Source organism: Flavobacterium bizetiae (assembly GCF_024271895.1).
In the GTDB taxonomy this organism is placed as follows: Bacteria; Bacteroidota; Bacteroidia; order Flavobacteriales; family Flavobacteriaceae; genus Flavobacterium; species Flavobacterium bizetiae.
Map to the genome: position 1 here is coordinate 2,075,557 of NZ_CP091861.1, position 22,529 is coordinate 2,098,085.

Sequence of the window (22,529 nt, forward strand, 5' to 3'; positions counted from 1 at the left end):
ATTTTTCGCCACGAATTGACACAAATTGAGACAAATTAGATTGTTTTAGGTAGTGAGATTTCATGAATCAGGATTTAAGTCAAAAGTTGATAAAGAAAAATTTCTGAATTCATGGTGAACCGACAATTAATATCGATTGGTTTTTCCAATTACTATTTGGCAGAAAAAACGTAAATTAGTAAGAGTTAAAATTATTTAAATTATGGAAACGTCTATAGATCAAGAAAATATATCCAAAAAGAAAGCTTTAAATAAAATGAAAGGCAATGCTTTGGCACTTTTAGGTATTGCGGTACTTTTATTTATCATAGCTATTTATTTTAAAATTCCCATGTTGCAGGCTTTTAGTGAGGCGGCAATGGTAGGAGGAATTGCTGATTGGTTTGCTGTTGTGGCATTATTTCGTCATCCGTTAGGAATTCCGATTTGGCATACAGCAATTATTCCGACTAAGAAAAATGAGATTGGAGAAAACCTGGGAAATTTTGTTTCAGAAGAATTTCTGAATCGAGAAAAATTAGAAATTAAATTAGAAGAGTTCAACTTTGCTACGAAAGCTTCAGATTGGTTGTCGCAGGAAGAAAATGCGAATAAAATTGCCAATCTGGTAGCGGTAAATATTATTCCCGGAATTTTAAAAACAATAAAAGACGAAGATATAAAGCGATTTATTCAGTATCAGTTTAAAGAAAAGCTAGAAGGGATTAATTTTGGAGATTGGGTTGCTTTGGCTTTAGAACCTTTGCAAAAAGGAAATGTAAAAGATGAATTGCTAACCAATGTTCTGGATGTTATGAGTACGGAACTAAGCAATAACAAAGATCTGATTCGTAAAAAAGTAAAAGAATCTACGCCATTTTTGAGTTTTGGCTTAGCCGATAAAAAAATCTCAGAAGGTATTTTTAATGGCTTGGCCGAGTTTTTACATGAAGCTAAAAATCCGGAAAGCGCGGTGAGAATTAAAATAGACGAATACGTTTATAATTTTCTGGATAAAGTCAAAAACTCCGAAGAAATGCGAATCAAGATCAATAACATGATTTTGAGTTTTGCGGGTAAAAAAGAAGTTCAGGATTATATAAACGGAATTTGGGATGAAATAAAATTGTCTATTTCGAATGATTTGGATAAAGGGGATCAGTCCTCTATTAAAAATAGTATTTCGGGCTTGATTCAGGGTTTCGGAAACGGTATAAAAGAAGATCCTGTAATGATTGACAAGATCAATAATTTTATCAAAAACGATTTGTTGTCTATTTTATTAAACAATAAAAAAGTAATTGGAGATTTAATTTCGTCAACCGTAAAAAGCTGGGATGGAAAAGAAGTTTCAGAAAAATTAGAATTAGAAATAGGGAAAGATCTTCAATACATTCGAATCAACGGAACTCTTGTTGGAGGTTTAATCGGGATCGTAATCTATTGCGTCGAGTGGACGTATCATTATTTTGTGGTGTGATTAATTAATCTATGTCAGGCTGAGCGAAGTCGAAGCCCACGTTCTAATTGTCGTGCCCTTCGACTTCGCTCAGGGTGACAGCTGGAAAAAAAAAAGAGACAAATTATAAAAAATTGCCTCTTTTTTTTTGTTATCTAATAATGTTAGGTGCTTCTACAACAACGAATGACAAGTCATCGCATTTGGTTGCTGAATTCCCATTAACTCCAAAATAGTAGGAGCAATGTCACCTAAAACACCATTTTGGATATTTTTTAATTCTTTATCAACTAGGATAATCGGCACAGGATTCGTTGTGTGTGCTGTATTAGGGCTTCCGTCAGGATTAATCATAGTTTCGCAATTTCCGTGATCGGCAATTACGATTGTTGTATAATCGTTGGCAAGAGCGGCTTCGATAACTTGTTTTACACAAGCATCAACAGCTTCACAAGCAAGGATTGCAGCACTCATGATTCCTGTATGTCCTACCATGTCTCCGTTTGCGAAGTTTAAGCAAACAAAATCAACTTCTTTTTTGTTCAATTCAGGAACAAGAGCAGCTGTAAGTTCATAAGCGCTCATTTCTGGTTGTAAATCGTAAGTAGCTACTTTTGGAGAATTTCTCAAAATACGCGACTCACCTTCAAAAGGCGTTTCTCTACCACCGGAGAAGAAAAATGTTACGTGCGGATATTTCTCAGTTTCAGCAATACGTATTTGTTTTTTACCGGCTTTTTCAAGAACCTCACCAAGAGTTTCTGTAATATTATCTTTATTGTAAACTACTTTTACGTTTTGGTATGTTTCGTCATAATTTGTAAGCGTTACATAATACAAGTTTAGCTTGTGCATGTTTTGCTCATGGAAATCATGTTGAGAAAGTGCTTCTGTAAGTTCACGTCCCCTATCTGTTCTGAAGTTAAAGAAGATTACCACGTCACCTTCAACAATTGTAGCTAATGGTTTATCTTGTTCATCTACCATTACAATTGGCTCAATGAATTCGTCTGTAACATGGTGAGAATAGCTGTCAAGAATGCTTGCAACTGCATTTTTAGAAGGAGTTCCAATAGCATTTACAACTAAATCATAAGCTAATTTTACACGTTCCCAACGCTTATCACGGTCCATCGCATAATAACGACCAATGATAGAAGCGATTTTTACCGGAGTATCTTTAATATGCTCCTCTAAATCCTGAATATATTTTGCACCAGATTTCGGGTCAACATCACGGCCATCAGTAAAAGCATGCACATATACCTGGTCTAAACCATATTCTTGCGATGCATCAATTAATCCGCGTAGGTGAGAAGTGTGAGAGTGAACTCCACCATCAGACACTAATCCTAAAAAATGTACTTTTTTATTGTTTTCTTTAGCATAAGTAAAAGCATCAACAAGAACTTGTTCTTTGGCAAGTGTCTGGTGTGCTACAGCTAAATTTATTTTGGCTAAATCCTGGTATACAATCCTTCCTGCACCAAGGTTCATGTGACCTACTTCGCTGTTTCCCATTTGTCCCTCAGGTAAACCCACATTTAATCCGTCGGTTCTAAGTTGTGCACTTGGGTAGTTTTGGTAAAGGCTGTTTATAAAAGGAACATTTGCATTGTCTATTGCAGATACTTTAGGATCGGGAGATTTTCCCCAACCGTCTAAAATCATAAGTATTACTTTTTTATTCATCATTTTTAGTTTTTTACAAAGATAAGTCATTTCTAAAATGTGCGCGAAAGCAATTGTACAATTATGTTTAATAAAATGAACTGTATTAAAAAATAATAAATTAATTGAAGAATTCTTTATTTTTTAAAATTAATTCAGACTAAGCTCTTTTTCTGGCTTTATTTTTAACAGCATTTTGTTCGATAAACAGCTTGTTTTTTAAAGAGAGATTCTGTTTTAAGACTTCGTTTTAACAAATGTTGTTTTTTGTTGAAAATAATAGAAAAACGAGAACAAAAGAGGAGGAGAGAAAGTCACTTTTTTCAGGAAACTTTCAAAAGTTACAATAAATCAGATAGTTTGTTGTTTTATTTATTACGGAAGAAGTTTCAAAATTACCATTAAATTTTGTTTTTATTAAGAAAATTGCCATAAATATTAGGATTGTGTACAGAAGAAAAAATCTTACAGGAATAATGTTTTTGTGTTAATAATGTTAAAATTTCGACAAAAAACGCCTGATTTTCAAGCTGATATTTTGAGAGGCTAAAAATATTTATACTTTTGCCTTACCCAGATTTTTTATTAACCTAAAGAAATTCAATGATTTACAAAATTTATCCATTGCTAGTGTTTTTGCTATTATCTTTTGGTAAAGATTCAAATAACACTCCCGAAATTAAAAAGGCCACAGTAAAAAGTATTGCAAAAGTTGAGAAATTTACTGTCGAAGCTAAAATTGAAAGTATCTATCATACCTTAAATTCTAACAATTTTAATTTACCTGAGCTTAGAACTTTTTCTGAGGCTTTAAAAGGATTTTATTTGTTGAAAGAAAAAGGTGTTATACAGAAAGATATTTTAACGGTTATTGACTTTAGTTTGTCATCAAATACAAAACGCCTTTGGGTAATTGATTTGACAACAAATACAATCTTATTTAATTCTTTAGTCGCACACGGACGAAATACCGGAGAAGAATTTGCGTCTAACTTTTCAAATTCAAATTCATCTTATAAAAGCAGTTTAGGTTTTTATGCAACAGGAGAAATTTACCAGGGAAAACATGGAGCTTCTTTGCGTTTAGATGGTTTAGAAAACGGAATTAATAGTAATGCCCGTCAAAGAGGAGTTGTAATGCATGGTGCCGATTATGTTTCTGAATCTTTTATCAGAGATCATAAAAGATTAGGCAGAAGCCAGGGTTGTCCAGCACTTCCAATCGAATTGACGGATGAAATAATTGAACTAATAAAAGACAAATCGTGTTTGTATATCTACCATCCGTCAAGAAGCTTTGCGATGGAAGAGAGACTAATTTCTTAATTTAGCATACAAATCCGAATCGAGATTATAAATATCAGCTCTGAAAATGAGCTGATTTTTTTTGCTCCAAGCCGTCCAGTACCACTGATATAAAGCGTATTTTTTTGTGATTTTGATACTCGTTGTCTTTTTTGAAGCAATTATAGTGTCGATTCTGTCTTTTGACCATTTTTCTGAATCATCTAAAATATGTTCGGCCAATTCTAAAGGGTTTTCCACGCGAACACATCCTGAACTTAGCGAACGATTACTTCTTCCAAAATTATTACGATGATTGGTATCGTGCAAATACACGCTATGATGATTTGGGAAAAGAATTTTCATTAATCCCAAAGCATTATTGTAACCGGGACTTTGTACATAGCGATAATTTCCGGGTTTGTTTTCGTTCCAGTTGTTTGGGTCAACTGCATTTCCGGCAGTATCATATATCGTGATGTTTTTGTTCGCCAGATAATTGCGATTTCGTTTCATTGCCGGAACAACATCCTCCTTTAATATCGTTGGCGGAACCGTCCATGTAGGGTTAAAAACAACTGTTCTTAGCATCGAAGTAATGATAGGCGTTTTTCTTTTGCTTGTTCCTACCACAACATTACGGACCAAAGTCGTATCCTGGTTTTCGACAACATTCAGGCTGTAATCCGGAATGTTTATAATAAAATAGTTTTCGGCTAAATCATTATTGTACCATCTCCATCGTTCTAAGTTGGCGATAATTTGTTGTTTTCTTTTTTCTTTCGAATAATTTAAAGCGCTAATTGTTCCTACGCCAATAACGCCATCAGATGCTAAGCCGTGTCTTTCCTGAAATTTCTTTACAGATTCAAAAGTCTTTTGATCGTAAATTTTAGTCAGACTATCTTTTTTAGGCATGTCCTGCCAATACATTAATCTCTTTTTAATGTTTATTAAAGCTGAATTAGTATCGTTTAAAACGATTTTATCTACAGATTCGATATTCTTTATATTGTCCTCAGGAAAAGTATTAATGATTTCAAGCGACTTTAATAGTTGTTTGTAGATATATGTTTTTGACTGAATATTGTCGACCACGCTATCTAATTTGTTTTTATTAAAAGCTTTAATAAGAACATTGTTTACATCAAAAGTCTTTTCTTCTAAATCCCAGTCATTATATAATTTTTTAGGATCTAGTTTTCCTTTATAAAGATGATTTAAATACTTTTCGAAATTATAAGTAATAAGTATGTCGTACGTTGCAAGATCGGCATCGCTTAAAGAGGTAATCTTATCTTCGAATTTTTTTAATGTAGAAGATTTGTAATCTTCCGGATCTAAGCCCAGTTCTTCAGCTTTTGATAATTGCGATAAAACGTAAGTTCTCTTTTTTAAATTCCCCCAAACGGTTTTGTTTTCTGATGAATTGTAAAATTGCTTAAGAGTTTCACTTTTAAAAGTGCCTATAAGAGCAGTGTCTATTTCGACTTTTCTTTCATCAGTAAGTATAATGGCCGGTGCCGTTTTTTTTACGACGGCAGGAATTATTTTTGGTGTCTCTTTTTTACAACCAATAAAAATGCATATTACTAATAAGAAGTAAAGTTTGTTCATTCTGTGTTTTTTTAAACATTAAATAATGTTTGCTATTATTTTATATCAAACGGTTCGCCTTGGGTTGGCATTCCATTTTATGTAAAATCAAATTGTGGCATTTCCGGAGTTATAACCGGATCAACTTTATTAGTATTGCAGTAGGTTAGGCAATGCTTAATTTTATGTTTTATTCAAATTCCTTTTCAGATGCGCTTTTAAAACGATCATTGTTGGAGCTTGCGCTTCATTTTACCCGGCAAATATAGTACTGATTTTATTGAATAACGAAATAATTCCTATTAAATTTTTATTATCAAATAAATCAAATAATAGTTGGTTTCCCGGTCATCCTCTCAAAAGGCTGTAAACGTTTATGAGGTTCTTTGTTCTTACTAATGAGTTGCCGGACGATATGAGTTGCTTTGGTACTATTTCTTTAATATTATTCTTATTTTTTGAAAAAAAAATGATTCTATAACTTTTTAGTTTTAAATGAATTATAAATTATTGTTGTTTTTTGTTGAATTTTTTTGCGAAAAAGCTTGTTTTGAACTTAAGTTATTTTCTATATTTGCACCACGGTAATGCGAAAGTAGCTCAGTTGGTAGAGCTCCAGCCTTCCAAGCTGGTTGTCGCGAGTTCGAGCCTCGTCTTTCGCTCTAAAAAACCGGAACTTAATTGTTTCGGTTTTTTTATCAAAATTAAATAATTATTGATTTTTATTTTTTTAAACGATTTAATTATTTATATTTGCACCCGGTTAATGCGAAAGTAGCTCAGTTGGTAGAGCTCCAGCCTTCCAAGCTGGTTGTCGCGAGTTCGAGCCTCGTCTTTCGCTCTTCAAAATCCTCAAACAATTTGTTTGGGGATTTTTTGTTTTAAACCATATAAGTTATATAAGTTCATTTAAAAAGTTTTAGACAAAAAGCTTAAATTTTCTTATATAACTTATATGGTGAAAAAATTATTTTAAATCGCTCAAGTCGCTTTCTGTTTCTAATTCTACCGGATTTTCATTTTGTAAAAATAAACGAGCAGATAAATTTCCTTTCAAAGTAATTTTTTCTCCTTTTACTTCAAGCCAGCTTCCTTCTCTTAAACCTAAAACCGGAATAGCATTAAAAGCATGAAACTCTTTAATTCTTGTTTCGCGCGTTTCTCCCATATGTTTCGATTGTGTATCAGGATCTAAATAATGCGGATTTAAGTTAAAAGGAATTAATCCTAAAGTCTGAAAACTTGGTGGGTAAATAATAGGCATGTCATTTGTAGTTTGCATCGATAAACCGCAAATGTTTGATCCTGCACTGGTTCCTAAATAAGGTGTCCCGTTTTTTACCGTTTCAGCAAGAACTTGCATGATATTGTGCTTGTATAATTGTGTAACCAATAAAAAAGTGTTTCCTCCTCCTGTAAAAATCCCTTCAGCATTTTTTACGGCATCGCCGGCATTGTCGAATTCGTGAATTCCCTTAACCGAAATGTTTATTGATGCGAAAGCTGTTGAAACTTTGCTGGTGTACTCGTCATGCGAAATGCCTCCCGGACGCGCAAAAGGTATAAATAAGATACTTTTGCAATCCTTGAAATGCGATTGTAAAGTGGGTAATAAGTACTCTAAATAGCTGCCTTCGTGAAGAGTAGAAGTGCTGGCAATAATAATGCTTTTCATAAAATTTAAACTCAGATTGTTTAGGTTAAAGATATTAAAAAGTCTGTTTTTAGAGGTGGTAAACAAACTTTAATTAACATATTTTTACCATGTCCTTAATACTAAATTTGCAATACATTAAGATATTTTTACAGCTTTAAGAAAATCTCTAAATTTTTGTCATTTTGATTCATAAAGCTATATGTGTTTTGATGTTGGTTGCAGGGCAGGCTGCCTGGTCTCAGGCCGAAGACAGAACTGTTCTAAACGGACGAATAACGGCAAATAGTGCCGATCTGGAAGGCGTTTATGTAATTAATGCGCAAACAGAGGTTATGGCTGCAACCAATGATTTGGGAGCTTTTTCGATTTTGGCAAAACCGGGTGATGAACTTGTTTTTTCATCCATACAATTCAAAGAAAATAGAGTTTTGCTTCAACCTGAAAATTTTTGTGATGTTAACTTTTCAGTTCGGCTGAATGTGATAATGCATCAATTGCAGGAAGTTGTTGTTAAGAATTATAGTGGTATAAATGCTGTTGCTTTAGGGATTATTCCAAGTGGTCAGAAAACGTATACCGAAGCTGAAAGAAAATTACATACCGCAACAGCATTAAATGCTGCTGCAAATGCAGGGGGTATGGCAGGAGGTTCAGTTTCTGCAGATCCTTTATTGAATTTTTTCTCCGGTCGTACCGCAATGCTTAAAAAAGAAGTTGCTGTCGAGAAAAAAGAGTTTTTTATGAAACTTTTAGAACGTATGTTCAGCCTCGATCATTTTATCGACCGATTGAAAATTCCGGCAGAATACGTAAAAGGTTTTGAATATTATGCAGTTGAAAATGATAAATTCACAGTAATTTTGAATTCTAAAAACAGAACGTCAACTGAGTTTTTGTTGGGAGAATTAGCTGTAAAATACAAAGAAATAATTGCACGTGAGAATAAGTAACATTTTACAAATAATCTTTTTTTTATTGATTGTTCAGGTTGGGTTTGGGCAAAACAACACTTCAAAAGAAATTACCGGACAAATATTTGAGCAATCAACGAATGTCGAGGGGGTAAATATTATCAATAATACAACTCAGGTTACTGCTGTTTCAGATGCGGGCGGAATGTTTTCTATTGTAGTAAAGGAAGGTGATGTTTTGGTTTTTTCGTCTGTTAATCTCGATCCTTTTAAACGCCGAATTACAATGGAGGATTTAAAATCAGGCTCTATTGTGGTTAAAATGAACGCCAAAGAGATCGAATTGAAAGAAGTAATTGTAAATGAAAATGCAAATGTCACGGCCGAAAATTTAGGTATAATTCCGTACGGTCAAAAAAAATACACTCCGGCCGAAAGGAAAGTCTATACTGCAACTTCAACTTCTGTGGATAAGTTACTTAACGCAATTTCAGGCCGCACTGCGATGCTTAAAAAAGAGGTGAATGTCGAGAAAAAAGAGGCACTTTTCAGGAAAATCGAATATCTTTTTGAGGAGAATTATTACACAGAAAGATTAAGGATTCCGGTGGCTGACATCAAAGGATTTCAATTATATTGTGTAGATGATGCTGATTTTGCCGTATCTTTGGATACTAAGAACAAAACGATGAGTATGTTTTTAATAACAGATTTAGCAAGGAAATATCTAACAATTCTCGAAAATGAAAAATAAACTAGGAATACTCGTTGTGTGCTTATTTTGCCAGATTGCACTGGGACAAAATAATTCAAGGAAGCCACTACATGGACAAGTTGTGAATGATTCTATAACTCTTGAAAGTGGTTATGTAATGAACTTAAATGCCAATATCAGAACCTTTATTAGTTCAAACGGTTTATTTGATATTATGGCAAAGCCAAAAGATACTTTGTTGATTACAAGTATGGCTTTTCAATCTAAAAAAATTGTTTTAACAGAGAAAAATTGTGCCGACAGACTTTTTCTGGTACAAATGGATTTGGTAAGCAATCAATTAAAAGAGGTTGTAGTTCATAAAGATTTAAAAGTAAAAGCATTTGATAAAAATAGTCAGGCTATAGTAGATACTAAATTTGTTGACGATGAGAAATCGTCTCCTAAAAACAAATTTATCTATGATGGTACAATAGAAAACGGAGTTGATTTTGTGCGAATATTTAAAGACGCAAGAAAATTAATGAAAAAGAAAGATGCTGATGTAGTGCCTGAGGAAGAAGCAAGTGATTTTGCTTTTACGATGTATGCAAAAGCTAATTTTACTCCTGATTTTTATACCGATACATTAAAACTTAAAAAAGAAGAAGTAGATATCTTTTTACTGTTTTGTGCTGTAGATCCTGAATCTAAAAAACACTTGAAACAAGAAGAAAAGTTTGAATTGATGGATTTTTTAATTACTAAAAGTCAGGAATTCAAAAAAGTGGATGTTGCCCGAAAATGAAAAATAGATTAATTTACCCTTTGCTGGGAATATTGTTTTTATCGCTTACAGCGTTTTCATTCCATAAATTTTATATGGGAGTTTTTCAGGTCAATTATGCGGCCGAAAAGAAAATGATTCAGATTACTTCCCGAATTTTTATCGATGATTTGAATAACGGGATGGAAAAGAAATACCATCAAAAAACATTTGTAGGTACTGATAAAGAAACTCAGGCGGATATCGACTTGTTGAAAAAATATCTTGCTGAAAATTTTTCTATAAAAATAAACGGTCAGTCAAAACCTATTACTTTTTTATCAAAAGAAGTAGAATCAAACGACGTTTTAGTTTGTTATTCCAGGATAAAAGACATTGATAAATTTAAAACAATCGAAATAATTAATACTATTTTGGTTGATTGGAATGCTGAACAGCAAAATATTACACATATTTCAGCATTTGGCACTAAAAAGAGTGTTCTTTTTACAGAATCTTCAAGGAAAGAATTGTTAAAGTACTAAATAATAGTTAAAATTATTATTTTAATTGTTATTTTCACACCGTGATAAAATTACCATTAAAAATTTATGAAAAAACTTTCATTATTCTTGATTTTTCCTGCAATCCTATTCTCTCAGGAAAAAACAACAACTCCAAAACAACAAGGAAAGTACGATACTAACAAATTCAGCCAGATGTATGATTTGTTAGCGACGCCTAATATGTTTCGTACAGCATCGGGAGCACCGGGCCCGGCGTATTATCAGCAACAGGCAGATTATAAAATCGATATCGAATTAGACGATAAAAATTCAAAAATAAATGGTTCTGAAGTTATTACGTACTCCAACAATTCGCCGGACAGTTTAGAGTATTTATGGATTCAGTTAGACCAAAATCAGGCAAAGCCAAAAAACCAGACTTCCTTGGCTGAAAGCGAAAAAATTAATCAGGTTTTACCACTTGAAGGTTTTTCAAGTAAATACTTAAAGAAAGATCTCGAACGCGGTTTTAATATCGAATATGTAAAAGATTCGAAAGGAAACCCAATGTCCTATACCATCAACGAAACCATGATGCGTATTAATCTTGTAACACCTCTAAAGCCAGGGGAGAAAATTTCAATGGCTATAAAATGGTGGTACAATGTTAACAACTACAGAAAAGAAGGCGGACGTTCTGGTTATGAATTTTTTGAAAAAGACGGAAATAAATTATACGTAATTGCTCAGTTTTATCCAAGAATGGCTGTTTATAATGATGTCGAAGGATGGCAGAATATGCAGTTTTGGGGAAGCGGAGAATTTGCTTTACCCTTTGGAAACTTTGACGTAAACATTACAGTTCCTGCAGATCACGTAATTGATGCTACAGGTGAATTAACCAACAGAAGCGAAGTTTTTACACCAGAACAGGTAAAACGTTACGAACAAGCTCAAAAATCATTTGATAAACCTGTTGTAATTGTAACGCAGGCAGAAGCTGAAGCGGCTGAAAAAGGATTCTCTGAAAAGAAAAAAACATGGAAATTTAGTGCTAAAAATGTACGTGATTTCGGAATTGCTTCTTCAAGAAAATTTATTTACGATGCAATGGCTGTAAAGATTGGTAACAGAGTAGTTATGGCAGAATCTGTTTATCCAAAAGAAGCAAATCCGCTTTGGGGAGAAACATCAACAATGGTTGTTGCACATACCTTAAAAAGTTATTCATCACATACATTCGATTATCCTTATCCAAAAGCAGTATCAGTTTCTGCAGAAGATCAAGGTATGGAATACCCAATGATTTGTTGGAATTTTGGTCGTCCGGATGAAAATGGATTTACAAGCAAAGAAGTTAAAAACGGAATGATTGGTGTTGTAATTCACGAAGTTGGACACACTTTCTTCCCGATGATTGTAAACTCAGATGAGCGTCAATGGAGCTGGATGGATGAAGGTTTGAATTCATTTTTAGAATATTTAGCAGAGCAGGAATGGGATTCTAATTTCCCGTCAAGACGTGGCCCTGCAAAAAATATCGTTCCTTACATGAGTGGCGATCAAAAGTTTTTAGAGCCAATTATGTCTAACTCAGAAACGATTCATCAATTTGGAAATAATGCTTACGGAAAACCGGCTACAGGACTTAATATTTTAAGAGAAGTAGTAATGGGAAGAGAACTGTTTGATTATGCTTTTAAAACATACGCCAACAGATGGAAATTCAAGCACCCAACCCCTGAGGATTTCTTTAGAACTATGGAAGATGCTTCTGCCGTAGATTTAGACTGGTTTTTTAGAGGATGGTTTTACTCAACAGATTTTGTAGATATTGGTATCAAAGATGTAAAACAATATTATGTTTCAGAAACTCCAACAGCCGATCTTAAAGATGTAAAAGTGAGAAAAGGAAGATTTGGTTTCGAAAAAGGACCATTTGTTTATTTAGTTGCCGGCGACAATGCAGAGGTAAGTAATGCGAACAAAAAAGCCTTAAAAGTAGAAGATGTAAAATCATTGGCTGATTACGTAAGTCAAACCTTTACAGCTCAGGAAAAAGAAGAACTTAAATCGCCTAAATATTTTTATGAAGTAGAGTATAACAAACCAGGCGGAATGATTATGCCAATTCTTGTAGAGATCACTTACGAAGACGGTACAAAAGATAATTATCAATATCCGGCGCAAATCTGGAGAAAAAATAATGATACCGCAAAGAAAGTTTATGCAACTTCAAAAGCGATAAAAAGCATTCAGATAGATCCAAAACTACTAACAGCTGATATTGATGTAACCAACAATTCATGGCCAAAAGTAGAAGTAAAATCTAAATTTGATTAATAACATACCTAAAAGACTCTGAAAAGAGTCTTTTTTTTTTAAGTAAATTTTAAAACTCTCAGCTACAAAATTTAATATCTTTGTGGCACACAAAAATAAAAGATATGTTTGGTATAGGAGGAGGAGAACTAGTTTTTATACTGTTTATAGTATTAATGCTTTTTGGTTCAGATAAAGTGCCGGAAATTGCCCGTACAATGGGTAAAGCCATGGCGCAGCTAAAAAATGCGACCAATGATATTAAAAGTGAAATTCAAAAAGGAGCAGAGGCTAATGGTCTTGATCAGAATGCTTTGAATAGTATCACAGGTAATATCAATGCTCAGATCAACGATGCCAAAGCTAACTTACTAGGAGATTCTACCAATGTAACTTCGAATTTGTTGGGCGATACGGCCACAGAAATAGATAAAGTAAAAGAAGATATCGATTCTATCTCAGGACCCGTAAAACGTCAATTATAATGCTCGAAAGAATAAAAGAATTAGATACCAGTCTTTTGGTATACCTTAACGGTTTAGGTTCAAAAACATACGATGGATTATGGTTGATCATCACCGATCAACGAAATTGGATTCCACTTTTTTTACTAATGTTTTATCTTATTTACAAAAAAATAGGAGGAAAGCAAACCCTGTACGTGTTGTTGTTTATAGCAGTTTTAATTGCTTTTACAGATCAAACCACGAACTTGTTTAAATATACATTTCAGCGCTTGCGCCCTTGCAACAACCCCGATATCAATTCGATTATACGCGTTGTTCAGGTTCGTAAATCCTATAGTTTTTTCTCAGGACATGCGGCTAATACAATGGCAGTAGCGACCTTTTTGTATTTGGTTTTAAAACGTCATTTTAAATATCTTGGATTTTTGTTCTTATGGCCATTAATTTTCGCCTATAGCCGAATTTATTTAGGATTACACTATCCGGGAGATATCCTGACAGGTTATTTCTTTGGAGCACTTTTCGGATTTTTAATTTATTTAGTTTACCGAAAACTAAAACCACAATATTTTCCGGGATAATTTTAAGGAGCTATATCCAGCTGTCCGCTATATCTTTTGTTTTTTAAAGAAAAAAACAAAAGGATGCCGCTTCCATCTGGGCTAGGGCACTCATTTTCAAAAGAAATTTTATTCTATAAAAAGATAAAAGGCTTTAACCAAAACGTAATGTTTTAGTTAAAGCCTTTTTTAATGTGATTACATTTTAACCACAATCTTGTCATCCTGACGAAGGAAGGATCACACTATCCCGAAGCTTCGGGACGCAATCTATATCTCTAATCTTTGTAGAGTTCCGTGTGTGATCCTTCCTTTGTCAGGATGACAAACTATACGTAAATATTCTTATGAAAACGAATCTCCTAGCCCCGATAGAAGAGGAAATCCTTTTGTGGCGGTGTTCGCCACAAAAGATTGGAACGGATAGCGGGATTAGCTCCTGAAAAATATTAGGTTTTTATTATAGAAGTCGAAATGGCAAAATAACAACTAAAGTACTCTACTCACCGTCAAACCATCACGAATAGGCAATAAAACCGTCTCTACTCTAGGATCATTCTTTAATAGTAAGTTATATTCTAAAAGTACTTTTGTGCTCACATCATTAGGGTGAACAGGTTCCAGGATTTTTCCGCTCCATAGAACATTATCAGACAAAATAATTCCGCCTTTGTTCATTTTCGGAACAATCATTTCCCAGTAATTCAGGTAATTTTCCTTATCGGCATCAATAAAAACCAAGTCAAATTTTACGTCAAGAGTCGGGATAATATCAACCGCCTCGCCTAAATGCTGAAAAATTTGTTTTCCCCAAGGCGATGCGTCAAAATATTTACGCTGAAAATCTACCAATTCCTCTTTAATGTCTATGGTATGTAGTTGCCCGTTTTCCTGCATTCCTTCGCACAAACACAAAGCAGCATAACCCGTATAAGTGCCAATTTCAAGAATATTAACCGGACGAATTAGTTTAGACAACATGCTTAAAACACGCCCCTGAAAATGGCCGCTTAGCATTCTTGGTAAAAGTATCTTCTGATAGGTTTCTTTATTCAGTTTTGCTAATAATTCCGGTTCGTTTTCAGAATGTTGTTCGATATAATCTTCTAATTCCTGTGATATAAAATGCATGTTGTAGTCTTCTAAATTTAAAGAGCAAAAATACAAAAATATCGCTTCGCTTTTTTGCATAAAAAAACCACCCGCGAAAACGAGTGGTTCTGATTTTGAGATTGAAAAGAAACTATTTTTTCAAAGCTTCATTTACTTCTTTTGCTGTTTTTACAGTACCGTCTTTTGCAGCTTTTGCAGCATTTTCTACTTTTTCAGCTCCTTTTTTAGTAGCGTCTTTTACATCAGTAGCGGTTTTTTTAGCGGCATTTTCAACATCATTAGCTGCCTTTTTAGTAGCATCTTTTACGTCTTGTGCAGCATTTTGAGAAGCTTCTTTTGCGCTTGCAGCAGCGTTTTCTGCTTTGATAGCTGCGCTATCTTTTGCCTCTTTAATATCAGTTGTTAAAGTGTCAACTTTGTTTCCAAGAGTCAATTCATCATCTGCAGGTTTTGGTTCTTTCTTTTCGCAAGATTGAACAGCGAATGCTAATAAAGCGACAACAGCTAAGCTTAAAATTTGTTTTTTCATAATGAATAATTTTTTTTAGGTTGATAAAATTTAAAGGTTATAAAGCTGAAAAATAAAGATACACATTTTAAAATGACTGAGCTCTTTGTAAGATTATTTTCCTTTTGAGGCTAAGACAATTCTCGTGCCAAATTTTATAAATTAAAAAAAAGAGGATGAAGTTTTTTTGAAATAAAAAAAGGTACCTCGCCACAAGATACCTTTAAAAACAAATTATACATGAAAACAATTTAAAGCGAAATTGTAAATTAGATTGTTAGTTTTTGTATAAACTAAAATTTACCACAATTTCATCTCTAACTTTTATTAATCCCGCCATTTTTACGGGAGGTTCTAATTCTATATCAGAAAAATTTAAATTAAGTGATCCCTGAATTTTATTATCAGAGCTATACAATATAAAATCCTTGTACTTAAGTGTTTTGTTTGTGATCAAAAAAGTAAGATTGCATTTGTAATTTTTACCAAATTGTTTTACATCGGTGATCGTTACAGTACTGTTGGGGAACTTTTTTACTTTAACGGTTCCTTGCAGATCTTTAGTCATGATTTTGTTTCCACAATCAAAATCCGACATATTGATCTCTGTATTAAAATTGTTTTTCTTGTTCGAATTCAAAAAAACAGTATCTTTTTTTGAAAACGTATTCGAACAATTGTATTTGCCGACTGTAGATACTCCAGTGATTTCTATTTTTATTTTATTTATTACCAACGTTGTATCTTCTGTCATAAAAGTGGGTTTAGCACTTCCGAAGAAAGCGAAAATCGCTAAACCCATAATTAAGATTGAAAATCTTGTTTTCATTTTTGTTATATTAGAATGCAATTGTTGCTTCGAATACTAAACCTTCAAATTTACCACCATAAAAGTTGTTTAGATTTCCTGTAGCAGGATCTCCCGTAAATTGTGAGTAATTTTTATATTTTTGATTAACGTAGTTTAGTTTAGCTAAAATGTTTTTAGTCATAAACCAACCAGCACTTGCTTCAAATTTATCTACTGTAACTTTTTGAGCATCAGCATTAGATAATTTTCCAGATACGGTATTGTATTTTCCTCCCAGATAGAATTGTTCTGTTGATCCAAATCTGTAAACAAGCTCTGATGCATATTGATTAGCAGTACGTTTGTCGTCAGTACCAGCTTTATCTCCTCCTGAAGCTAATTCGATTGTTCCGAAGAATTCAAGTCCTTTGTATTTTACAAAAGGGTTAATCATATATGTAGTAGCCCAGTTTTTGAAATTAGGGTTGAACGTTGCCTCTGGAGTAGATGTTTTACTGAAACTAGTAGCAATATCAGTAGTAGTTGTAGAAATAACAGTACCACTAGCATCGGTCTTAGTAATAGTATTTTTGTATGGGTTGTTATTCAATATACCCCAATACCCAAACCCTGATCTATTTGCAGAATATATGTTTGCGTTTCCAAGATTTGCGTTATGGTAATAAGAACCAGTTATTCTTACTCTTAAATCTTTATTAAGCTGTTTGTCATAACCTAATTTAGCTAAGATTGATGGACTATGTGTGGTGTTTGCGTTTGGACCATTAGGATAAAAAACTTCCTCATTACTTTGATTCAAATTACCATTTGTAACACCTAACATACTTACCAGTCCACTTCTGTTGTAGTAAACTTCCATACCCATTTCTGTAGTGAAAGAATACATGATGTTATTTCCAACAAATGCATTTCTAATTGTATTACCATTATCAGAACCTCTAAAGTGAGCATCACCAAAATTGTTCTCCATTTGTCCAATTTTAATGGTAGCATATTTCATTACATCAGCCAGGAAGTCTTTTTTGATGAAGTCTAACTTGTCAATTTGTAAGTATCCACCTTTTACATAAGAATCGTTGTGGTGTCTTGAAGCTAAATAAACATCTAAGTTTACTCGTACTCCGTCAAACAATTGAGCACCAATATACATATCAGCTCCGGGAAGAGTAAAGTTGTTTTCAGTATTCATTAAACGATATCCGCTAATTGTTCTGGTGGTAGTTCCGGCAGCCGTAGTAGTCGTAGTTGTAATGTTAGCAGGCTGGTCGTTGAATGAATTTGTTGCCTGGAAATCCATGTTGAAAGCACCACCAAGGTCAATACTTAGGCCTTTAAATTCTCTAGTGTCTTTTTGTACGTCGAATACATTAATACCGTCTTTTCCTCTAGAGATTTGGTTTTGCATGTTTCCAAAACTAACTTGTGCATTAGCAGCAAATGTGCCTGCTAAAGCTATAAATAGAAAATAAATTTTTTTCATGGCGTTTATTAATTAAAGTTTAAGTTAAATTTTAGTGTTAAATCCTGTCCGGTTTTAATAGTTCCCAGCATTGCAGTTGGAGACTTCATTCCAAAATCAGTAAAAGTGATTTTATTAGATCCCTGAAGATTTAATCCGTTTGCAGTTACGGTTGTTTTTACCGTTGTTTTGATTACTTTACTAACTCCGGCGATAGTATAAGTTCCGGTTAATTCCCAAGTAGTTTCGTTTACTTTTTCGGCAGATTTAAGAACATATTTGATGTTTTTATTTTTGTCTGTTTTCAAAGTTTCATAAGCTACTTTGTCCATACTTTTTTTCTCGCTTTTTATAGTTTCTGCTGCAAGAGTTATTGATAAAGCTTCGATATCTGTTAATTTAGAATTTGCAATAGTAAGAGTTGCAGTTCCGGTTCCTGAAGCTGATTTCATTTCCCAGTCATGCAGAGTAGATGTACCTGAAACTGAAAATGTAGATTTGCTGTCAAGCGTATAACTTTTTTGAGCAGTTGCGAGTGATGTTATTCCTAAAAAGGAAATAACAAAGGCTAGTAATTTTATTTTTGCTGTTTTCATAATGGTTTGTTGTTTAAAATGTTATGATCTTTTTTTAGTTGTTTTCAATTTTGTTTTAATGCTCTTAACTTTTGGTGAGTAGGCTATATGTTAAGAGCATTTTCTGGGGAAAAAAGGGGCAATATTTAGCCTATAGCCTTTACGGCTAGAGAGATAGTTAAGAATGTATTGTAATAGATTTTAGTTTTTTTTTCTTAAAAAACCAGTTGCGCTTAGCTTAGAATAATGTTGAAGATAACGGTTAAGTCTTTTCCTGTTTTTACAACTCCCAGAGCGGCTTTTGGCGGTGTCATTTCAAAATCACCAAAAGTAATTTGATTCGAACCCTGTATGGTAAAAGTTCCGTTATCAGCCGTTACTCTTACCTGAGTATTGTACTCTTTGCTAACACCTGCTATGGTATAAATACCGGTAAGATTCCATGTTGTTTCGTTTATTTTTTCGGCCGATTTTAAAACGTATTCAATAGTTTGGTTCGTTTCTGTGTTTAAGGCTTCGTACGCTACCTTATCCATACTTGTTTTGCTGCTTTTTAAGCTTTCGGCTAATAATGTAATCGTTAAACTATTTAAGCCGGCTAGTTTAGAATCCTTAACGGTTAGATTTGCAGTACCAGTTCCTTCTGTAGATCTCATTACCCAATCATGTACTGTAGAAGTTCCGGCAACCTCAAAAGTTGATCTTGTATTAACTGTATAGTTTTTTTGTGCATTTGCACATAATGATAATGTGGTAAATAGTACTGTTAATAAAATTGGTTTAATTGTTTTCATTTTGATGGTGCATTAGTTAATATTCAAATGAAGGAAGTTTTCTGCTCCTTTAGTTTTATAGACTAATAATTGGTATTATTTCTTGGATCAAATGTATTATGTATACACAGTAAATGGCATGATAAAAATCATTGTTAAAATTTTATTAAAATCTTATTTATAGCTATAACGTTTTCATTTTTTATTTTAAGAAATAAAACCTTACAAGGGTCGCAAAATCCTTAATTATTTAAATTGTAATTTTTTTTAATTGAATCATTTTTTAAGATTGTAGTGCACTTTATACCATTAGAAATGAACAAATACTTAAATTTGCACCATGCAAATTGAGAAAAAAGACATACGAGCCTTATCAAAAGATCAGTTACGCGATTTTTTTGTCGCTAATAATGACAAAGCTTTTCGCGGAAATCAAGTCTATGAATGGTTATGGAGCAAAGGAGCACATAGTTTTGAGGATATGACGAACGTTGCCAAAACAACGCGTTCTATGCTCGAAGATAATTTTGTTATCAATCATATCAAGGTTGATACCATGCAGCGCAGTAGCGACGGAACAGTAAAAAATGCTGTTCGTTTACATGACGGCCTGGTAGTTGAATCTGTTTTGATTCCAACGGAAACCAGAACAACAGCTTGTGTTTCAAGTCAGGTGGGTTGTAGTTTAGATTGTAATTTTTGTGCAACCGCACGTTTAAAAAGAATGCGAAATCTTGAAGCCGGAGAAATCTACGATCAGGTTATTGCAATAGATAAAGAAAGTCGCTTGTATCACAATCATCCGCTTTCGAATATCGTTTTTATGGGAATGGGAGAACCTTTAATGAATTATAATAATGTCATTAAAGCTATTGATATGATTACGTCGCCGGAAGGTTTAGGAATGTCGCCAAAACGTATTATGGTTTCGACTTCAGGAATTCCAAAAATGATCAAGAAAATGGCCGATGATGATGTAAAATTCAAATTGGCGGTTTCTTTGCATTCTGCGATTGATGAAGTTCGTGCGCGAATCATGCCTTTTAGCAAAAACTTCCCGCTGGCAGATTTAAGAGAAGCATTGGAATATTGGTACAGAAAAACAAAAAATAAGATTTCATACGAATATGTAGTATGGAAAGGAATCAACGATGATAAAGCTTCGATTGATGCTTTGGTGAAATTCTGTAAATATGTGCCATGTAAGGTTAATTTAATCGAATACAACCCAATCGATGATGGAGAATTTCAGCAAGCTTCAGAAGAATCTATTCTAGCTTACATAAAAGCTTTAGAGAATATTGGAGTAGTTTGTAAAGTACGTCGCAGCCGAGGAAAAGATATTGATGCTGCTTGCGGACAATTAGCAAACAAAGAGGGATCGGTTGATTAAATAAAACTAATATTCATATAGTCCCTATGGGACAAAAAATAGAGGCTGTGAATTTGTTTGTCTACCAACATTTAATCTCTCCGAGATACATTCCGTTAGGAATTAAATATTGGTAGATAAAAATAAACATACGAAAGCGAATATGTCCCGTAGGGACTACATTATAATGACCACAAACTACGAAAAGCATTAAAAACGAGATTGATTCTTGTTCTTAATGCTTTTTTTGGGCAAAAAGGATTCTTATTTTTAAAAAGAATTTAATACAAAGTTGTTTTCCTGATTTTAGTGACGAAGTTAGATTAGACTCTTAATAGAGAATACTTTGAGTGTGTTTTCTTAATTTTTCTATAAATTGTTGATATACTAACCTAAAATACACAACGTTTTTTTATTAAAAATAGTATATTTGGGAACGAAATGAATATTACTTCTCAAATAAAACAGCCCATCTTTAACGAGATGGAACTTTTCGAAAAAAAGTTCCATGAATCGATGACTTCAAAGGTGGCTTTACTGAACCGTATTACCTATTATATTGTAAACCGAAAAGGAAAACAAATGCGTCCGATGTTTGTTTTTTTAACGGCAAAAATGGTTTCAGGAGGCACTGTAAACGAACGAACGTATCGTGGTGCATCTGTAATTGAGCTTATTCATACTGCAACTTTGGTACATGATGATGTTGTAGATGACAGTAATCGTCGCCGCGGATTTTTCTCCATAAATGCCCTTTGGAAAAATAAAATTGCCGTTTTGGTAGGAGATTATCTTTTATCAAAAGGATTATTGCTTTCTATAGATAATGGCGATTTCGATTTACTAAGAATCATTTCTGTTGCCGTTCGCGAAATGAGCGAAGGAGAACTACTTCAGATAGAAAAAGCCCGAAGATTAGATATTACTGAGGATGTTTACTATGAAATCATCCGAAAAAAAACAGCGACACTTATTGCAGCATGTTGTGCGCTTGGAGCAAAATCGGTAATCGAAGATGATGCCCAGGTTGAGAACATGAGAAAGTTTGGAGAGCTTATCGGAATGGCGTTTCAGATCAAAGACGATTTATTCGATTATAGCGAAGAAGCCATAGGTAAACCAACCGGAATCGATATTAAAGAGCAAAAAATGACATTGCCTTTAATTCATGTTTTGAATACTTGTACTCCGCAGGAAAAAAAATGGCTGATAAACTCTATCAAAAACCATAACAAAGACAAAAAACGCGTTAAAGAAGTAATTGCCTTTGTAAAAAATAATAATGGTTTGGCTTACGCCGAAAATAAAATGGTGCAATTTCAGCAAGAAGCGCTTTCATTACTGGAAAACTTCCAGGATTCAGAGTTCAAAGATGCTCTTATTTTGATGGTAAACTACGTTATTGAGAGAAAAAAATAATCGCACACTCTATTCTTAATATTTTTATTGTTAAATTCGGTTTTAATTTAATAATGAAATATGGTTATTCTACTCATAATACTTTCGCTTGTAGTCCTTTTAGCTATTTATCTTATAGGACTTTACAATGGCTTTGTGTCTAAACGCAATATGCTTGAAGAAGCGTTAAGCGGAATCGATGTTATTCTTAAAAAACGATTTGATTTAATTCCCAATCTGGTTGAAACCGTTAAAGGATATTTAACCCACGAAAAAGAAACCCTTGCCAATATTGTAAGCCTGCGTAATCAAGCACTAAATGCCGGTACTGCAGATGAAAAATTAGCATTCGACAAGAAATTGGGTAATGCAGTAGGAACTATTTTTGCTTTGGCAGAAAATTATCCTGACCTAAAAGCCAATACAAACTTTTTGAGTTTGCAGGAAGAATTGAGCGAAATCGAAACCGAAGTAGAAAGATCAAAACGATATTATAATGCAACAGTAAGAGATTACAATATTGCCGTAGAATCTTTTCCGGGTAATATTGTGGCTAATTCTTTTGGTTTTCCAAAGAGAAACTTCCTTGAAATAGAAGATGAAAAGCAGAGAGAAACACCTAAAGTTCAGTTTTAATTGTATTATAAT

The 22,529-nt window shown here is 33.5% G+C and carries 21 protein-coding genes and 2 tRNA genes; 14 read left to right on the top strand and 9 right to left on the bottom strand.

Annotated features, from left to right (window positions below; translation table 11 throughout):
* Positions 1-202: 202 nt before the first annotated feature.
* Positions 203-1,459: a DUF445 domain-containing protein gene (locus tag L0669_RS09150; RefSeq protein WP_263762939.1), complete on the top strand. Its 1,257-nt coding sequence runs from the start codon at positions 203-205 to the stop codon at positions 1,457-1,459.
* Positions 1,460-1,612: 153 nt separating this feature from the next.
* Here L0669_RS09150 and gpmI read toward each other — a convergent pair whose 3' ends face one another.
* Positions 1,613-3,130, bottom strand: coding sequence for a 2,3-bisphosphoglycerate-independent phosphoglycerate mutase (gpmI, locus tag L0669_RS09155; protein ID WP_263763927.1), 1,518 nt, complete (start codon positions 3,128-3,130; stop codon positions 1,613-1,615).
* A 582-nt stretch (positions 3,131-3,712) separates the two neighbouring features.
* On the opposite strand from gpmI, the gene L0669_RS09160 reads away from it, so the two are divergent.
* A complete protein-coding gene (locus L0669_RS09160) occupies positions 3,713-4,435 on the top strand; it encodes a murein L,D-transpeptidase catalytic domain family protein (protein WP_191408355.1) in 723 nt (240 codons plus the stop codon).
* Here the strand turns inward: L0669_RS09160 and L0669_RS09165 are convergent.
* Positions 4,424-6,010 carry a L,D-transpeptidase family protein gene (locus tag L0669_RS09165; RefSeq protein WP_263762941.1) on the bottom strand — a complete coding sequence of 529 codons (1,587 nt, stop codon included), beginning with the start codon at positions 6,008-6,010 and terminating at the stop codon, positions 4,424-4,426. The two genes, L0669_RS09160 and L0669_RS09165, sit on opposite strands and share 12 nt — an antisense overlap.
* A 568-nt stretch (positions 6,011-6,578) precedes the next feature.
* On the opposite strand from L0669_RS09165, the gene L0669_RS09170 reads away from it, so the two are divergent.
* Positions 6,579-6,651 (top strand) — tRNA-Gly (locus L0669_RS09170).
* Between the two features lie 106 nt (positions 6,652-6,757).
* Positions 6,758-6,830: transfer RNA gene (locus L0669_RS09175), tRNA-Gly, on the top strand.
* A gap of 126 nt (positions 6,831-6,956) precedes the next feature.
* Here L0669_RS09175 and pepE read toward each other — a convergent pair.
* A complete protein-coding gene (gene pepE, locus L0669_RS09180; protein ID WP_263762944.1) occupies positions 6,957-7,664 on the bottom strand; it encodes a dipeptidase PepE in 708 nt (235 codons plus the stop codon).
* 164 nt (positions 7,665-7,828) lie between these two features.
* Between pepE and L0669_RS09185 the strand changes: the two genes are divergently transcribed.
* The 7 genes from L0669_RS09185 (at position 7,829) to L0669_RS09215 (ending at position 13,893) form a co-directional block, all read left to right on the top strand.
* Complete coding sequence (locus L0669_RS09185; protein ID WP_263762947.1) at positions 7,829-8,596, top strand: hypothetical protein; 768 nt, start codon at positions 7,829-7,831, stop codon at positions 8,594-8,596.
* Positions 8,583-9,311 (top strand): carboxypeptidase-like regulatory domain-containing protein, encoded by a 729-nt coding sequence (locus L0669_RS09190; RefSeq protein ID WP_263762949.1) that lies wholly within the window; start codon positions 8,583-8,585, stop codon positions 9,309-9,311. The genes L0669_RS09185 and L0669_RS09190 overlap by 14 nt, the downstream gene beginning before the upstream one ends.
* Positions 9,301-10,059, top strand: coding sequence for a BamP family beta-barrel-assembly machinery protein (bamP, locus tag L0669_RS09195; protein ID WP_263762951.1), 759 nt, complete (start codon positions 9,301-9,303; stop codon positions 10,057-10,059). The genes L0669_RS09190 and bamP overlap by 11 nt, the downstream gene beginning before the upstream one ends.
* Entirely contained in the window at positions 10,056-10,562 is a 507-nt protein-coding gene (locus L0669_RS09200; protein WP_263762953.1) for a DUF6702 family protein, read from the top strand. Before bamP ends, L0669_RS09200 begins: the two co-directional genes overlap by 4 nt.
* Positions 10,563-10,628: 66 nt before the next feature.
* Complete coding sequence (locus L0669_RS09205; protein WP_263762955.1) at positions 10,629-12,866, top strand: M1 family metallopeptidase; 2,238 nt, start codon at positions 10,629-10,631, stop codon at positions 12,864-12,866.
* Between the two features lie 104 nt (positions 12,867-12,970).
* Complete coding sequence (locus L0669_RS09210) at positions 12,971-13,330, top strand: Sec-independent protein translocase subunit TatA/TatB (RefSeq protein WP_173972109.1); 360 nt, start codon at positions 12,971-12,973, stop codon at positions 13,328-13,330.
* Positions 13,330-13,893, top strand: coding sequence for a phosphatase PAP2 family protein (locus L0669_RS09215; RefSeq protein WP_263762958.1), 564 nt, complete (start codon positions 13,330-13,332; stop codon positions 13,891-13,893). Before L0669_RS09210 ends, L0669_RS09215 begins: the two co-directional genes overlap by 1 nt.
* Positions 13,894-14,361: 468 nt before the next feature.
* On the opposite strand, the gene L0669_RS09220 is transcribed toward L0669_RS09215, so the two are convergent.
* The 6 genes from L0669_RS09220 to L0669_RS09245 form a co-directional block, all read right to left on the bottom strand.
* On the bottom strand, positions 14,362-15,003 hold the full coding sequence (locus L0669_RS09220) for an O-methyltransferase (protein WP_073397045.1): 642 nt from the start codon (positions 15,001-15,003) through the stop codon (positions 14,362-14,364).
* 112 nt (positions 15,004-15,115) lie between these two features.
* Positions 15,116-15,514: a hypothetical protein gene (locus L0669_RS09225; protein ID WP_263762960.1), complete on the bottom strand. Its 399-nt coding sequence runs from the start codon at positions 15,512-15,514 to the stop codon at positions 15,116-15,118.
* A gap of 256 nt (positions 15,515-15,770) precedes the next feature.
* The gene (locus tag L0669_RS09230) at positions 15,771-16,322 is read right to left on the bottom strand and encodes a YceI family protein (protein ID WP_173972104.1); all 552 of its coding nucleotides are present in this window, start codon (positions 16,320-16,322) and stop codon (positions 15,771-15,773) included.
* Positions 16,323-16,332: 10 nt separating this feature from the next.
* On the bottom strand, positions 16,333-17,784 hold the full coding sequence (locus L0669_RS09235) for a hypothetical protein (protein ID WP_263762962.1): 1,452 nt from the start codon (positions 17,782-17,784) through the stop codon (positions 16,333-16,335).
* Between the two features lie 8 nt (positions 17,785-17,792).
* The gene (locus tag L0669_RS09240; protein ID WP_173972102.1) at positions 17,793-18,359 is read right to left on the bottom strand and encodes a YceI family protein; all 567 of its coding nucleotides are present in this window, start codon (positions 18,357-18,359) and stop codon (positions 17,793-17,795) included.
* Positions 18,360-18,571: 212 nt separating this feature from the next.
* Positions 18,572-19,132, bottom strand: coding sequence for a YceI family protein (locus L0669_RS09245; RefSeq protein WP_263762964.1), 561 nt, complete (start codon positions 19,130-19,132; stop codon positions 18,572-18,574).
* Between the two features lie 319 nt (positions 19,133-19,451).
* On the opposite strand from L0669_RS09245, the gene rlmN reads away from it, so the two are divergent.
* From rlmN to L0669_RS09260, 3 genes are all read left to right on the top strand, one after another.
* Positions 19,452-20,504, top strand: a complete 1,053-nt coding sequence (gene rlmN / locus L0669_RS09250) for a dual-specificity RNA methyltransferase RlmN (protein ID WP_173972100.1) — start codon at positions 19,452-19,454, stop codon at positions 20,502-20,504.
* A gap of 420 nt (positions 20,505-20,924) precedes the next feature.
* Complete coding sequence (locus tag L0669_RS09255; RefSeq protein WP_173972099.1) at positions 20,925-21,902, top strand: polyprenyl synthetase family protein; 978 nt, start codon at positions 20,925-20,927, stop codon at positions 21,900-21,902.
* A 60-nt stretch (positions 21,903-21,962) separates the two neighbouring features.
* The gene (locus L0669_RS09260) at positions 21,963-22,517 is read left to right on the top strand and encodes a LemA family protein (protein ID WP_263762966.1); all 555 of its coding nucleotides are present in this window, start codon (positions 21,963-21,965) and stop codon (positions 22,515-22,517) included.
* The last annotated feature ends 12 nt before the right edge of the window (positions 22,518-22,529 follow it).

What these genes read in the sequence shown, in the direction of transcription:
- L0669_RS09150 (WP_263762939.1), top strand. Translation starts at nt 203, where the DNA reads ATGGAAACGTCTATAGATCAAGAAAATATATCCAAAAAGAAAGCTTTA.
- gpmI (WP_263763927.1), bottom strand. Translation starts at nt 3,130, where the DNA reads ATGAATAAAAAAGTAATACTTATGATTTTAGACGGTTGGGGAAAATCT.
- L0669_RS09160 (WP_191408355.1), top strand. Translation starts at nt 3,713, where the DNA reads ATGATTTACAAAATTTATCCATTGCTAGTGTTTTTGCTATTATCTTTT.
- L0669_RS09165 (WP_263762941.1), bottom strand. Translation starts at nt 6,010, where the DNA reads ATGAACAAACTTTACTTCTTATTAGTAATATGCATTTTTATTGGTTGT.
- pepE (WP_263762944.1), bottom strand. Translation starts at nt 7,664, where the DNA reads ATGAAAAGCATTATTATTGCCAGCACTTCTACTCTTCACGAAGGCAGC.
- bamP (WP_263762951.1), top strand. Translation starts at nt 9,301, where the DNA reads ATGAAAAATAAACTAGGAATACTCGTTGTGTGCTTATTTTGCCAGATT.
- L0669_RS09200 (WP_263762953.1), top strand. Translation starts at nt 10,056, where the DNA reads ATGAAAAATAGATTAATTTACCCTTTGCTGGGAATATTGTTTTTATCG.
- L0669_RS09205 (WP_263762955.1), top strand. Translation starts at nt 10,629, where the DNA reads ATGAAAAAACTTTCATTATTCTTGATTTTTCCTGCAATCCTATTCTCT.
- L0669_RS09210 (WP_173972109.1), top strand. Translation starts at nt 12,971, where the DNA reads ATGTTTGGTATAGGAGGAGGAGAACTAGTTTTTATACTGTTTATAGTA.
- L0669_RS09215 (WP_263762958.1), top strand. Translation starts at nt 13,330, where the DNA reads ATGCTCGAAAGAATAAAAGAATTAGATACCAGTCTTTTGGTATACCTT.
- L0669_RS09220 (WP_073397045.1), bottom strand. Translation starts at nt 15,003, where the DNA reads ATGCATTTTATATCACAGGAATTAGAAGATTATATCGAACAACATTCT.
- L0669_RS09225 (WP_263762960.1), bottom strand. Translation starts at nt 15,514, where the DNA reads ATGAAAAAACAAATTTTAAGCTTAGCTGTTGTCGCTTTATTAGCATTC.
- L0669_RS09230 (WP_173972104.1), bottom strand. Translation starts at nt 16,322, where the DNA reads ATGAAAACAAGATTTTCAATCTTAATTATGGGTTTAGCGATTTTCGCT.
- L0669_RS09235 (WP_263762962.1), bottom strand. Translation starts at nt 17,784, where the DNA reads ATGAAAAAAATTTATTTTCTATTTATAGCTTTAGCAGGCACATTTGCT.
- L0669_RS09240 (WP_173972102.1), bottom strand. Translation starts at nt 18,359, where the DNA reads ATGAAAACAGCAAAAATAAAATTACTAGCCTTTGTTATTTCCTTTTTA.
- L0669_RS09245 (WP_263762964.1), bottom strand. Translation starts at nt 19,132, where the DNA reads ATGAAAACAATTAAACCAATTTTATTAACAGTACTATTTACCACATTA.
- rlmN (WP_173972100.1), top strand. Translation starts at nt 19,452, where the DNA reads ATGCAAATTGAGAAAAAAGACATACGAGCCTTATCAAAAGATCAGTTA.
- L0669_RS09255 (WP_173972099.1), top strand. Translation starts at nt 20,925, where the DNA reads ATGAATATTACTTCTCAAATAAAACAGCCCATCTTTAACGAGATGGAA.
- L0669_RS09260 (WP_263762966.1), top strand. Translation starts at nt 21,963, where the DNA reads ATGGTTATTCTACTCATAATACTTTCGCTTGTAGTCCTTTTAGCTATT.